10 protein-coding genes and 2 pseudogenes are annotated in these 13566 nt (G+C 67.0%); 6 read left to right on the forward strand and 6 right to left on the reverse strand.

Going from position 1 to position 13566, the window contains the following annotated elements:
* Positions 1-260: 260 nt before the first annotated feature.
* Positions 261-908, forward strand: coding sequence for a response regulator transcription factor (locus tag ABZ911_RS10380; RefSeq protein WP_358054113.1), 648 nt, complete (start codon positions 261-263; stop codon positions 906-908).
* 63 nt (positions 909-971) lie between these two features.
* On the opposite strand, the gene ABZ911_RS10385 is transcribed toward ABZ911_RS10380, so the two are convergent.
* Positions 972-2063 carry a histidine kinase gene (locus tag ABZ911_RS10385; RefSeq protein ID WP_358054115.1) on the reverse strand — a complete coding sequence of 364 codons (1092 nt, stop codon included), beginning with the start codon at positions 2061-2063 and terminating at the stop codon, positions 972-974.
* Between the two features lie 416 nt (positions 2064-2479).
* On the opposite strand from ABZ911_RS10385, the gene ABZ911_RS10390 reads away from it, so the two are divergent.
* Together ABZ911_RS10390 and ABZ911_RS10395 are read left to right on the forward strand one after the other, a co-directional pair.
* Positions 2480-3385 carry an ATP-binding cassette domain-containing protein gene (locus ABZ911_RS10390; protein ID WP_358054116.1) on the forward strand — a complete coding sequence of 302 codons (906 nt, stop codon included), beginning with the start codon at positions 2480-2482 and terminating at the stop codon, positions 3383-3385.
* Positions 3385-5613: an alpha/beta fold hydrolase gene (locus ABZ911_RS10395; protein ID WP_358054118.1), complete on the forward strand. Its 2229-nt coding sequence runs from the start codon at positions 3385-3387 to the stop codon at positions 5611-5613. The genes ABZ911_RS10390 and ABZ911_RS10395 overlap by 1 nt, the downstream gene beginning before the upstream one ends.
* Before the next feature lie 160 nt (positions 5614-5773).
* On the opposite strand, the gene ABZ911_RS10400 is transcribed toward ABZ911_RS10395, so the two are convergent.
* Both ABZ911_RS10400 and ABZ911_RS10405 read right to left on the reverse strand, forming a co-directional pair.
* Positions 5774-8584, reverse strand: a complete 2811-nt coding sequence (locus ABZ911_RS10400) for a hypothetical protein (RefSeq protein WP_358054120.1) — start codon at positions 8582-8584, stop codon at positions 5774-5776.
* Between the two features lie 248 nt (positions 8585-8832).
* Positions 8833-9918: a helix-turn-helix domain-containing protein gene (locus tag ABZ911_RS10405; protein ID WP_358054122.1), complete on the reverse strand. Its 1086-nt coding sequence runs from the start codon at positions 9916-9918 to the stop codon at positions 8833-8835.
* A 205-nt stretch (positions 9919-10123) separates the two neighbouring features.
* On the opposite strand from ABZ911_RS10405, the gene ABZ911_RS10410 reads away from it, so the two are divergent.
* Complete coding sequence (locus ABZ911_RS10410; RefSeq protein ID WP_358054124.1) at positions 10124-10510, forward strand: hypothetical protein; 387 nt, start codon at positions 10124-10126, stop codon at positions 10508-10510.
* 5 nt (positions 10511-10515) lie between these two features.
* Positions 10516-10977 (forward strand): MarR family winged helix-turn-helix transcriptional regulator, encoded by a 462-nt coding sequence (locus ABZ911_RS10415; protein WP_358054126.1) that lies wholly within the window; start codon positions 10516-10518, stop codon positions 10975-10977.
* Positions 10978-11164: 187 nt separating this feature from the next.
* Here the strand turns inward: ABZ911_RS10415 and ABZ911_RS10420 are convergent, their stop codons facing one another.
* From ABZ911_RS10420 to ABZ911_RS10430, 3 genes and pseudogenes are all read right to left on the reverse strand, one after another.
* Positions 11165-11593 carry a helix-turn-helix domain-containing protein gene (locus tag ABZ911_RS10420; protein WP_358054499.1) on the reverse strand — a complete coding sequence of 143 codons (429 nt, stop codon included), beginning with the start codon at positions 11591-11593 and terminating at the stop codon, positions 11165-11167.
* 105 nt (positions 11594-11698) lie between these two features.
* Positions 11699-11785 (reverse strand): annotated as a pseudogene (locus tag ABZ911_RS10425) (MarR family transcriptional regulator); the annotation flags it as partial.
* A pseudogene (locus tag ABZ911_RS10430) lies at positions 11759-11890 on the reverse strand (helix-turn-helix domain-containing protein); the annotation flags it as partial. The pseudogenes ABZ911_RS10425 and ABZ911_RS10430, both read right to left, overlap by 27 nt.
* A 358-nt stretch (positions 11891-12248) precedes the next feature.
* Between ABZ911_RS10430 and ABZ911_RS10435 the strand changes: the two are divergent.
* Positions 12249-13538, forward strand: a complete 1290-nt coding sequence (locus ABZ911_RS10435; protein WP_358054128.1) for a serine hydrolase domain-containing protein — start codon at positions 12249-12251, stop codon at positions 13536-13538.
* Positions 13539-13566: the final 28 nt, after the last annotated feature.

Below are 13566 nucleotides of genomic sequence, written 5' to 3' on the forward strand. Positions count from 1 at the left end.
GCCGCAGCGATTGCCGTTGCGCCGACACAGCACTGAGGCTCGCGGAACTGAGGGCACTATGAGTGCGCCGCCTCCTCGCAGGCAGGTGGAGGACGCCACGGACAGGAGCAGGATCCCATTGACGACCGACTTGAACTTGAAATCCACAGCACCAATGGCCGGCGCGCCCGCTGCGCCGGAGGCAGCGGGATGCGTGGGCGGGCGGCGCCGGCAGCCGCAACCCGCTGCGACACGGACGTAGTGCGCCGGTGGGCATCCGCGTGATCGTCGCTGATGACCAGGCACCCGCCCGGGAGGGCCTGCGTCTGCTCCTGTCGTCCGAGCCGGACCTGGAGGTCGTGGCGGCCGCATCCGACGGGTTCGAGCTGGTCGAGATGGTCAAGCGGCACCGGCCCGACGTGGTGCTCACCGACATCCGTATGCCGCGCATGGACGGGCTGACCGCGATCCGCGATCTCCTAGCCCTCGACCCGGCACCGGCCGTTGTCGCACTGACCACGTTCGACCTGGACGAATACCTGTTCGGCGCGTTGCAGGCGGGCGCGGTCGGGTTCCTGCTGAAGGAAAGCGATCCTGTCCTCATCCTCGACGCGGTGCGGGTCGCCCACGAAGGAAAGGGGTTGGTGGACCCGCAGGTGACGCCCCGCCTGCTGCACCGCTTCGCTGCTACCTCGCCGCGCCCGGCCCCCGACGAACTGGCCACGCTCACGCCGCGCGAAACCGACGTGTTGCGCCACCTGGCCGCCGGGGGCAGCAACGCCGAGATCGCCCAGGCGCTGGTCATCTCACCCGGCACAGTCAAGATCCACATCGAGCGGATCCTGGCCAAACTCGGACTACGGACCCGCGTACAGGCAGCCGTCTACGCCCACCGACACGGGTTGGTCACCTGGGCAGATCCACCATGACAGGTGTCCGTAGGTTTCCTTCCCGGTCGCCGTTGTCCTGGAAGGAACATGCGCCTGCCCTACTCACGCTGGGCAGGCGTTTCCATCTCCGGTCCCGTTCAGGGGCAGGTGGGCGGTAACGCGCCAGCCGCGCGGGTGGCGCGGGCCCGCGGTGAGCGTGCCGCCGAGTTGCGCGGCCCGCTCCCGCATGCCTCGCAGTCCTGCACCCTCCTGTACGGCGGAGGCGCCGGCGACACCCTGACCTTCGTCCTCGACGACCACCACCACGCCGTCGGGAGTGTTGCCGAGTCGCACAACGGCATGCGACCTGCCCGAGTGTCGCATCACGTTTGTCAGCGACTCCTGCACGATCCGGTAGGCGCAGTGCCGTACCGGCAAGGGGGCCTTGTCGATCAGGGAGGCGCCGTCCAGCCGTACGCGCAGCCCCTGACTGGACAGCCGGGCGGCCAGCGAGGCGAGGTCGGCTGTCTCGTCGTCGCGCAGCAGGCCGAGCAGGCGCCTGGTCTCGCCCAGCGCGGTCGCGGAGATCTCGGCGATCGTCTCCAGCGCGTGGCTGGCGTCAACGGGGCCGGCTCTGCGTGCGCCGACGGCCTGCAGCCTGATCGCGCTGAGGTGGTGGCCCACCACGTCGTGGACGTCGCGGGCGATTCTGGAGCGCTCCTCGGCCCGTTCGACCAGTACCTGCTGCCGGGCCCTGTCGTGGTTGAGCCGCAGGGCGTGGCCGAGCGCGACGGGTGCCAGCCCTGCGGCCATCGACACGCTCAGCTGGATCGAGGACCCGCCCAACATGAAGTGAAGGGCGATCAGCCAGCAGGTCGCGACGATGCCCGGTAATAGTCGGCGCCTGCCGTGGTGGTAGGCGGCCGAACCGAACGCCGCCGCTGTCACCCAGACGCCGACCTGCGGCTGGGCGAGAGCGATCGCGAGCAGCACCGCAGTACCCGAGGTGAGCGCTGCCGTCATCGGCAGGCGGCGACGCACGCTCAGCGGCGCGCACACCCCGACGACCAGCAGGCCCCACAGCGGCGTAAACCGGTCCAGACCGCCCGCGGTAGCGGCCTCGAGCAGCGGAAGCGTCAATGTCACCAGCGCCGTCACCACCGCGATCACAGCGTCCTGTACGAGGGCGGGCAACGCCCGCCAGGCTGCCATCATGCTGTCCTCCCCCCCGGGAACCCTAGCTGCGGCTCGCGCCCTTCTCATCAGGCCGCAGGATCGGCCCGGTACGGCAGGGCAGCGCGGTCGCGCAAGGCTTTCCCCCGTGCCGGCCCCGCCGTGCGGCTGTTCTGTGACTCTCAGAGTCTGACACCGCCGGACCCGACTGCCTCGACGGCGGATGATATGCCGTTTGGCAGATGCAGCCCTGGCCGAAGTCCCGCAAGATCGTCATCAGGGCCATGGCTTCGGCTCCCCGCAGCTCGACAGCCCACCACCGATGCGGGTCACCCTCGGCGACCTCGCTGGGCAACCTGGCGAACGACCTCGCCCAGTCGGTCCCTCGGGCCGGGCCTCCATACCGCTGATCGGCACCGGAAGCCGGAGGCGGTCAAGCGCAGAACGTTGGGAATCACATGATCGAAGTAACCGGCCTGACGATGCGGTACGGCGACGCGCTCGCGGTCGACGACCTGTCCTTCGTGGTGAAGCCTGGCCTGGTGACTGGCTTCCTCGGTCCGAACGGCGCGGGCAAGTCCACCACGATGCGGGTGATCCTCGGCATCGAAGCGCCCGACGCCGGGACGGCGCTGGTGGGCGGCAGGCCGTATGCCTCGATGAAGGAGCCGATGCGGCAGGTCGGCGCGCTGCTGGAGGCGGGGGCGGTGCACGGTGGGCGCACCGCCGCCGCGCACCTGTGGTGCCTGGCCCGCAGCAACGGCATCGGCCGCGCGCGGGTGGGCCAGGTGCTGGAGCAGGTGGGTCTGGCCGAGGTGGCCGACCGGCGGATCGCCGGGTTCTCGCTCGGCATGCGCCAGCGGCTCGGCATCGCGGGCGCGCTGCTCGGCGACCCCGGCGTGCTGATGTTCGACGAGCCGGTCAACGGGCTGGATCCCGAGGGCATCCGCTGGATCCGCGAGTTGATGCGGCTGCTGGCCGATGAGGGTCGTACGGTCCTCGTCTCCAGTCACCTGATGGGCGAGATGGCGCTCACCGCCGACCACCTCGTGGTCATCGGACGGGGCAGGCTGATCGCCGACGCCGCGATGTCCGAGCTGGTCGAGCGGTTCCAGCGGGGGGTGCTGGTCCGGGCGGCCGACCAGTCGGCGCTGGCCGGACTGCTGCTGGCCAGCGGCGCGAGCGTGCGCGAGGAGGACGGCGGGCTGTCGGTGAGCGGCCTCGACGCGGCGTGGATCGGCGAGCTGGCTCTCGCGCGCGGGATCGCGCTGCACGAGCTGACGCCGCGCACCGCCTCGTTGGAGGAGGCGTTCATGGAGCTGACCGAGGAGAGCGTCGAGTTCGGCGCGGGAAGGGCCGCCTGATGATCGACGCCATCGCCTCCGAGTGGCTCAAACTCCGCTCGCTGCGCTCCAACCTGTACCTGCTGGCCTTCTCCACGCTGTCGGTGCTGGTCAGCGCGGGGCTGACCGTCATGGTCGTCGGGGGCTTCGACCACCGGGTCGGGGACGAGAAGCTGACCTTCGACAGCCTCGGCGCGGGGCTCGGTGCCGGGCTGCCCGTCGCCTTCTTCGTCATGGCCACGCTCGGCGCGCTGTCGATCACCTCCGAGCATGCCACCGGGCTGATCCGCACAAGCCTGGTGGCCGTGCCCAGGCGGCAGCTCTTCCTGTTCGCGAAGATCCCCGCACTGGCGGCCGTCACCCTGGTCGCGGGGCTGGTGCTGGTGTTCGGCATGCACATCGCCACGCAGGCCATCCTCGGAAACCGTACGGGACACGTCCTGCTCGATGGCCGCACGCTCGGCGTCTCCCTGGCGGACCAGGGCGTGCTGGCGGAACTCCTGGTCGCCGGGGCGGCTATGCCGCTGGTCGCCATGGTCGGGCTCGGCCTCGGCGCCGTCATCCGCTCCACCGCGGGCACGCTGCTCGTACTGATCACGATCCTCTTTGTCCTGCCGGTAGTGGCGCAGACACTGCCCAGGCCATTGGGCGCGCAGGCCGGCTCCTTCATGATCGGCAACCTGCCCGATCAGATCACCGGAGAAGGGTCCGGCATCCTGCCCCCGCTGGCGGCTCTCGCGTTGTTGATCGCCTACCCGGTCGTGGCGCTCACCGCAGGGGCGGTAGCGATCGCCGTCCGGGGCCGCGGAACCAGACCTCTGGTCGTGGGAGGCTTGCTCGCCACCCTGCTGACCGCGGCGATGACGATCCCCTCGAACGCCTCGGCCTCGGCACTGTCCTGGAAACCGTGCGGCCAGGACCTCGAATGCTCCTCGGTCCAGGTGCCCGTGAACTGGTCGAAACCGTCCGAGCGGAAGATCTCCATCCAGATCGCCCGGCTACCGGCCATCGGCAACCACCGCCGCATCGGCACGGTGTTGGTCATCCCGGGTGGTCCCGGCGGCTCAGGTATCGAAGATCTCAAGAGGAAAGGCGGCGCATTCACCGACCTGCGCCAGCGCTTCGACGTGGTCAGCCTCGCCCCGCGCAACACCACCGACCTGGGCGTCATCCCCTTCGACTGCCTCGCCACCGGCCCCTGGATCACCGTACCGCGCGATCACGCCGCATACGACAGGCTGGCCGTACGCAACAGCCAATCGGCCGAACGCTGCCGCGGCAGCGATCCCGCCTACTTCGACAACCTCGACTCCGGCTCCCTCGCCAAGGACATCGAAGCCATCCGTACAGCCCTCGGCGAGCAGCAACTGAGCTTCGTCGCCACCTCCTACGGCGGCGTGGTCGCCACCACCTACGCCCGCCTGTTCTCCGGCGCCGTCCGCGCCATGTACATCGACGGCGGCGTCAACCACCTCGCCGACCGGGCCGCGGACGTGCGGGACAAATCCACAACGATAGAGCGGCAGTTCGCCAGATTCGTGGCCTGGTGCGAATCCGCCCCCACCTGTGCCCTGCACCAGCGGGACGCGAGCGCCCTCTGGCGCGGCCTCCTCGCCAAGGCCGACCACACCCCCGTCCCCGTGAAGGGAACACGGGTCGCCTACAGCGGTTTCGACTTCATCGTGGCAGCCGCGCCCGATCTGATCACCCCAGGCCCGGCGCCCGACTTCCCCAACTGGCAGCGGTTCGCCAGAAGTGTCGACGAGGCCGTCGAGGGAGACGCCTCAGGCTTCGCCAGCTTCTTGGAACAAACCATGAAGAGCTTGAAGGTGCCGGCATTCACCGGCATGAACGTCACCCATTGCCCGGACGGTATGGGCTTCACGAGCTATCAGGAGTTCCAGCGGATGAAGGAGCTCGGCGAGCGGCTGTCCCGAAACTTCGCGGGCAACGCGCTGTGGCATCCGCTCGCCTGCGTGGGCTGGCCGACCCCCGTCACCAACCCCGCCGGCCCGATGCCCGCCGACCGACTCCCGCCCTTCCTCGGCGCGGGCACATGGGTAGATTACGGCTCCACCGCCGAACTCGTGATGCGCGTGCCCGGCTCGTCCACGGTCCGCTACAACGGGCCCGGGCACGGGCTCTATCTCGCAGGCAACCGGTGTACGATCTCGCACGCCAACCGCTACCTCACGTTCCTCCGCCTTCCCCCGCGCGGCACCACCTGCGAACCTCCACCCTCCAAGTAACCGGACCGGAAGAATCCCACCCTGCGGGGCGGGCTTCCCGCAAGGGCGGCGCAGGTCCTCGGCCAGCGGCCGTGCCAGGCGCCGTTGCGTGTAGGCGGGGCATCGAACCATCGGCCGATGGCTCCCGCCTCTCGCAACAGGCTGACCCGACGAAGCGCTACTAAGAGATTGTCGCCCTGAAGAAGCGTGGCCGGTAGATTCTCGAGTCGCGGTAGAGGTCGGCGTCCGGGTGGACGCGGTTGTCCATGCTGTTGACGTTGTAGGAGATCAGCAGCGACTCCTCGGTGCTCTGCTCGTAGTGCACGTGCGGGTTGTAGGAGATGATGTCGGGGTCGAGGTAGCTGCCGAGGGGACCGGGTTCGGGCATGCGGTAGACGCTGGTCTTGTTGGTGAAGCCGTCGAAGGGGTCACACGAGGTGAAGGCGTTGATCTGGCCGCTGAAGGCCTCCGTGCTGTCCTGGCTGAGCAGTAGGAACTGCCCCTTCCACGGCGTCACGCTGTACTCGTTGGCGATGCCGGTCATGATGTAGCCGGCGTTGTTCTCCACCTCTGTCCAGCCCCACAGGTTGAGGTACTGCCACCTGCCGACCCTCAGATCGTTGCCCTTGACGCGGGCCACCCGCATCTGCTTGTTGATGGGGGCGTCGGACACGCCGTAGATGTAGGTGTAGCCGTCGCCGCTGCGGCTGGCGGGCAGGATCGCCGAGCCCCAGGCCACGCCCGCACCTGAGGGCAGTTTGGTGATGTTGGTCGGTTTGGTGAGGTCGCTCAGGGAGAAGGTGGCGACCACGTTCTCGTCGAAGGCGAAAGGCATGGGCCCCGTGCCTTCCCTGCGGTACTTCTGGAAGACCACCTGCAGCGTGTTGCCCACGATGAACCCATCACCGCTCCAGTACCAGTGCGTGGAGTCCGGAGGAGGCAGTAACGCCTTGGGCTCCTCGGCGGTCCCGCCGTGCACGGTGGTGAGCTTGGTCCCGTCCTGGATGACGAAGGAGTTGTTGATCAGTTTGGCGCTGGTGGGCCTGGTGCCGTTGATGAGCGGACCGAGGAAGGTGTCGGAGAACAGCCACAGCGTCCTGCCGTCCGGCATCCGCATGGAGTAGGTCGAGTCGCCGCCCGTCCACCCGTCGGGTGTGGTGAAAGCGTAGTCGTTGAACGTGTCGGCGGGGGCGGCGTTGAGCTCCAGCGGCCCGATGCTGGGTTTGCGCAGGTCGCAGGTGCGGTTCTGGACCGGGACGTAGTTTCCGACCCACCAGAAGGCGCTCCCGTAGTCGAGCATCGCGGCGGCGGAGGACACGCGCAGGTCGTGGCGGGTGGCGATCATCGTGGCCACCATCGGGTAGCGGAAATCCTCGATCTTCACCTCCCTCTGGGTGTGACCCCACCTGTTGTGCGCCTGCGGGTACTCCGGCAGGGCGCTGGAGCCCTCGCCCGCCCGAGACCACACCAGGACGCTCCACGTGATGCCCGGCACCGGCTTACCGGGCAACACGGTGTACCCCTGGACGGTGAGCGTGGTCGGCGGCGCCCCCTTCTCCGCTGCCAGATCGATGTAGAAGCTGCCGCCAGGTTGGAGCTGGGGGCCCAGGAAAGTGTCGTAGCCGACGGACGCCGCCTGTGGAAGTCGGGCAGGTCGGGCGCCGCCGAGCATGTCCTCGTCGGTGGCGTTCTCCTTGGCCAGGATGCTCCGCCACATATCGACGTCGGGGTCTCTGTAGCCCATCGCCTCCATCAGCGGCTGCGGGGAGGCCAGGCGGTAGTTGGCGATGGCGAAGGTGTGCAGCAGCATGTTCAGGTCACGGCCGTTGAGCGAGGCCTTGATGGCGGTGATCGGCGCGGATTTGGCGCTGCGGATGTGCTCCCAGGTGTGCCGCACGAAGTCGGGGCCGATCTGCTCGGTCAGGTAGAGCGGCAGCAGGAATGCCCCGTACTGGCGTGATTCCCCCCAACCGTCCCAGGCGTTCAGCGCATCCCGCGGTCTGGAGAGAAATTCGCCGATATTGCGGGCGTACCGGATCTTCTGGGTCGGGTCGGGAACGTGCGCGGGATACTTCACATACGTCATGTGGGTGGCCCACTCGGCGGTGGCCTCCATCCACCAGTTCATCGACCCGAACTTGTCGGAGGCGAAGAAATCCCAGATCAGCTCCACACCCACCTGCCCGGCCGGCCAGTAGGAGTACTGGAAGACATGGAACAGCTCGTGACGCGCGTGGTAGTCGTAGCCCTCCGAGACGAAATCCTTCGAGTCGGAGGGAATCAGGATGGTCGGCAGGAAGTTGTAGCCGATCGGCATCACGAACGGCGCTTTCACCTTCCATTCGCCTCTTGGGTACGTGATCTTGTCGAGACCCACGAAGATGCCGTGGGGCACCGCCGGATTGCTGGTGATGGTGTAGCCCATCGCCCGATACGTCTTGGCCGCTATCGACACGGCTTCGACCATGTGCTGAATCACGGTCGGCCGCCCGCTCGGCTCGGCGGGTGTGGGCGGAACCCCGCCCACGACGTTGTAGAAGATGACGAAACCGTCGACATTCGCCCAGCAATAGAAATCCTTCGTCATGTACTCGAACGGCTCATCGCGCGCGCAGTCGTAGTTGGTGTTCGCGGCGTTGGTGCTTACGGTGTTGGTCTTCGCGGTGTCGGTGGTCGCGTGGCTCGCCTGAGCGGGGGGTGAGAGCACCTTCCGGGCCGACTCTGAGGCCTTTCCCGACATCGCCGACAGGTAGGTGAGATAGGTCTGGGGATCGGTGGACAGCGGACCTGTCGGGCGCAGCTCCTCGGGCACCGTCTCCGGAGCTGTCAGCGACGCCACGCCGTAGGTGACCATGTCGTCGACCGACAGATCACCGGCCTGGTAGGCGCTGACGATCTTTTCGTTCGGCCCGAAGACCTGAGATTCCGTGGATGCCTGGGCGGGGAGTGAAAGAAGGATCGTGGGGAGCAGAAGGAAAAGGAGGCCTACCAAGGCCGCGCGCCTCATGCGGGGAGTATCACATGATCTTTAGATGCGGTGATGGATCGTCGCAGGAGCGAATTGGTTCGCATGGGGACCTCCTTCGACTTCGGGGAACGGTCACAACAAACGTGGCTGATCTTGCCGCCATCAGCTTGCTACGGCGGCGCCTCGCGGTCGTTAGCGGTGAGCGCAGTCTTTCTTGACACTGCGCGCACACCGGCCGAGCGCTCCCGGGCACGGTGGAGGCCCAACGGGGATCACGGGGAGTCCAGCACGGAGTGGCGATAGTCCTTGGGGGACATCCCGTACGCCCGGCGAAAGGAGCGGCTGAAGTCCGTGGCGTGCGTGAACCCCCATCGGGCTGCGATGTCCTGTATGGAGCGCGCTCGCAGCTGGGGGTCGGCGAGGTCCGCGCGGCAGCTCTCCAGCCTGCGTTGCCGAATCCACGCCATCAGGGTGGTTTCCGGCCGCTGGAAGAGCAAGTGCAGGTAACGCACGGAGATGTGGTGGTGGGCGGCGATGGCGGCGGGGGACAGGTGCGGGTCGGCGAGGTTGTGTTCGACGAAGGCCCGGATGCGTACCCTCAGCACCTGCTGCTGGGTCTCGGGCGGGAGGCGGTCCTGCGCGTTCAGGCGATGCGCGATGAAGGCCATGGCCAGATCCAGCGTTAGCGTCCCCAGCCGCCTCACGTCCAGAAGCGCCATCGAGGAAGCCTGGCGGACCAGGTTCCTGAGGTAGTGGGCGAGGATCGCCGCCATACCGGCACGCGCGGGCATACGCTGCGCGAGGAGTTCGTCTACCTTCTTCTCGGGCAGGGGCAGATGGGCCCTCGGCAGGTGCAGGATCATCGCCCGCGACGTTCCCTCAAGGCCACGCCCGTCATACGGGTGAGAGGTCCCCCACATGACCAGGTCCCTGGCATGGATTCTGGTGTCCTTGCCCGCCTGAGAGAGCCACATCTCGCCTCCCGTGATGAGGGCGAGTTCGTACATCTCCGGGTCGGAGCGGCGGATCAGCGCCGGGGTGCGCTCCGATCTCAGCGTGGGGAAGGACATGGTAGTGATCCGTAGGTCGTCCAGGTCCATGGCCCCGGCGGTGGCCCTGAAGTCGTCGGTGTGATCGCTGGTGATCCGGATGGGGGCCACGTCATGGCTGATCAGATCGCACCACCAGTCGAACCGCTGACCGGGGGGCAGGTCCGTGCTCTGCAAGGCGATGAAGCTCATCAAGCACCTCTCACGACGCATCGGTTGCGTTTTCCATGGGCCGCGGCGGTGACGGCACGACCGTCCTGCCGCCTCGGGGACGCTGAACTCGGTCGGCGACACCATGCCGGCCTCCATGATCAGTACGTAGAGGCAGCCTGCCGCGCATCTGACGAACGATCAATCACCCGGCCGACAATCCGAGACAAGTACCTTGAGGGTGTGTGAAGCGCTCCGGGCACGAAGAGGCGATTCAGCTGGCGTCTGCCGTTTCAGTGTGCGTTGAGCGCAGCTACTCCGGGCGCACACGCAAATATATGCGATTCGCATATATATTAGCGCTATGCACACATCCGAGCGCACTGAAGCGGCCATCGGTCGCTGGCACGAGGCCGTCAACCGTGCGGACCTGGACGCTGCACGGCTCGCCGTGGCGGACCAGATCGTGGTCAACGGACCAAAGGGAGCTGGGGCGGTCACACCAGATGGCTTCGCGGATTGGATCATCCGATCGGGCATCCAGATGCGGCCCCGGTCGTGGCACCCGATCAGCGATCGGGTGCTGGTCGTCGAGCAGGATGCGCGGTGGCCGCAGAATGAGGCCTGGAGTCGCGTTGCGACGGCGTTTCGTGTGACCGGTGATCGTGTTTCCGCTGCGCTGCGGTTCCCGGATCTGCGCGCGGCGTTGGAGTTCGCGTACATCTACACCGAACTGGCCGCGACGGAGTAGGTATCGTGGCGAAGAGGCATGCCGAGCCAGAGGGCGCGGGTCAGGCTCTGTTCCAGTTCGTTCGTCATTGGTCACGTCGCTGGAACGGACCGGAGGACCGCAAGGAAGCCGAACGGGGCCGCGACGTCCTCGTCACCGAGGCCGTCTACGCGCTACGAGACCGCGCAGAGGTAACCGTCAACGATGTTGCCGCCGAACTGGCCATCGACCAGTCGGGGGCGTCGCGGATGCTGTCACACGCCATTGAGCAGGGACTCCTCACGACAAGTACATCGCTGAGAGATGCACGCCGACGCACCGTCGCACTGACCGATGTCGGCCGTGACTTCCTCGCGGCGGCTCACCAGTGGCAGGACTCCATGTTCGCGGTGCTCACCGAAGACTGGACTCTGGAAGAGCGCAACCAGTTCCATCGCGCAATGACGAGACTCCTCAAGCGATCCGCAGACCTGTCACATGAGCGTTAACGCCCGTGTCCCGGGGTGAGAGGCAGCATTCGGCGGTGTTGAGAATCGCCGAATCGTGGATGCCTTGGCTCTCTCCGAACCCCCGTGGATCGAAGATCACCACATCGAACCACCAGGTCAGGCTGGCGAAGGCGTCCTTCCTCGGCGAAAGGTGGATCCCCGGTTTCCGGCGCATCGCTTCGCCGTACTAACGGTCTGTCGTTCGCCGGGCGGAGAAGACCTGTCGCCAGCGTTCGGCGGCCCGGGTCATGTCGTGGCCGGTGTGCTCGAGGAACTGGCCCATGTCCTCCAGTCGGGCGCCGGCGGGTGTGGCGGTGCCGAAGGTCGCGGCGCCTTGCCGGGCGGCGTCGGCCAGGATGGTGTTCATCCGGGCACTCGCCATCCATGCGTGGTACCAGACATCGTCGTCGATCACGTAGCGGTCGCGTCGTCGCCGGGGGTCGCGCTCGCGTCGGATCAGTGCCTGCCCTTCGAGGTCGCCGATGGCCTTGGAGATCGATGCCGGGCTGACGTGAAGTCGTTGGACCAGGTCGGCGGCGGTGAGGCTGCCGGTGTCAGTGGCGTAGAGGCAGGCAAGCACTCTGGCCGTCATCCGGGGAAGCCCCGTCTTGACCATCAGCGAGGCGAATCGTTCCTCGAAGTCGCGGACTGATTCGGGGTCACGCCCATGTGCGTCGGTGGCGGCCGGCACCGTCGGGGCAGGGGTTCGCTTGCGCCGGCGAGCGCGCCGTTCAGTGGCCTGGTGTGCCTGATTGGGCTGGTAGCCGCCCGGGCCGCCATTGCGAGTGATCTCCCGGGTGATGGTGGAGGTGGGGCGAGCCAGGCGTCTGGCGATCTCGGCGTAGGTGAGTCCTTCGGCCAGTCCGTCGGCGATGTGCTGGCGGTTCTGGCGGGTGAGCCTGCCTCCTGGCATGGGGCGTTCGCCTCCTGGTGCGTGACGGATCTGCGCGGGCCGATGGACAGTATGCGTTCACGCTCATCTCATTGCAACTTTGACTGCAGTCGCATTGCGTTCAATTGCATTGCTGTTGCAATAATTAGAGCGCTCTGAGCTGCGATGATGCCGAAATCAGGGCTTCGTTAAATTGACTAAGATATGAACGCAACGTAGCCTTTCTTCTGTCCTGAAGATTGTGAAGAGAAACTCGCTCGGAAGGAACGACATGACCCCACCCCTCCCAGCCTTGGCAGGGTTACCCATGACACACCCTTCGGGCTGTCCCTTCGATCCCCCGATGCACCGTCTCCCGGTCACCTGGAAGGCCTAACCGATGAAACTCACCACGATCTTGTACGGCTCGCGCAACCGAAACGGAGAGACCCTCATGCTCACCCGCACGGCTCGATCAAGCATCGGCCTGCTCGTCGCCGCAGCGTCGGTGGCGGGTAGCGCCATGGCAGCCCCCACGGCATCCGCCTCGGCGGCGGACGCCCCCGACCATGCCGCGGTCCAGAAAGTGCTCGACCAGGCCGTGGCCGAAGCCCGTTTTCCGGGCATGGTCGCCGAGGTCCGCGACGCTCGTGGGCGGTGGTACGGCTCGGCGGGGGTGGCCGACACCCGAACCGGCCGCAAGCGCCAGCCGCACGAGCGGTTCCGTATCGGCAGCGCCGCCAAGGCGTTCACGGCCACCGTGATCCTGCAGCTCGAAGCCGAAGGCAAGCTGAGCCTCGACGACACCGTGGACAAGTGGCTGCCCGGCGTGGTCCAGGGCAACGACAACGACGGCGGCACGATCACCATCAGGCACCTGCTCAACCACACCAGCGGAATCTTCAACTACGGCAACGACAAGGAGGAGGCCGTCAAGTTCACCGGCCCCGCGTTCCTCGAGCACCGCTACGACAAGTACACGCCCGAGCAGCTCGTAAAGATCGGCCTGCGCAATCCGCGCTACTTCGAAGAACCGGGCGACGGCTTCACGTACACCAACACCGGCTACATCCTCGCCGGGATGATCGTCGAGAAGGCGACCGGCAAGACGCTCGCCGGCGAGATCTCGCGGCGGATCGTCCGCCCGCTGGGCCTGACCGGGACGTACCTGCCCGGCGAGGAGACGAAGATACGCGGACCGCACCCGCGGCACTACTCGACGTTGTTCGCGGCCGAACCCGACGCCAAGATCTACGACGTGACCGAGATGAGTGCCACCACCGCCTGGGCAGCGGGCGGCATGGTCTCCACGATCGGCGATCTCCACCGATTCGCCGGCGCGCTGCTGCGCGGCGGGCTTCTCCCGCCCGCCCAGCGGCGGGAGATGTTCACCATGACCAAGACCGGGGTCAAGATGCCGGACGGCACCTGGAAGGACACATGGATCCCCGACACCACCTACGGCCTCGGCATCTTTTCGTGGCAGCTGTCGTGCGGCGCGACGGTCTGGGGCATCGGCGGCGCCATCACCGGTGGGTTCTCCTTCTCGATGGGCACCCGCGACGCCAAGCGCATGGTCACCACCAACATGAACATCGACCGGTATGGCCAGTACAACTCGCTCGACACGATCAAGAATGTGCTTCAGGCCGGGTTCTGCCCCTCCGGCTCCAAGACGCGCAACCAGTGACGACCAGCGTGGACCGGGAGCGCTGACC

The organism is Nonomuraea sp. NPDC046570 (genome assembly GCF_040645915.1).
Taxonomy (GTDB): domain Bacteria; phylum Actinomycetota; class Actinomycetes; order Streptosporangiales; family Streptosporangiaceae; genus Nonomuraea.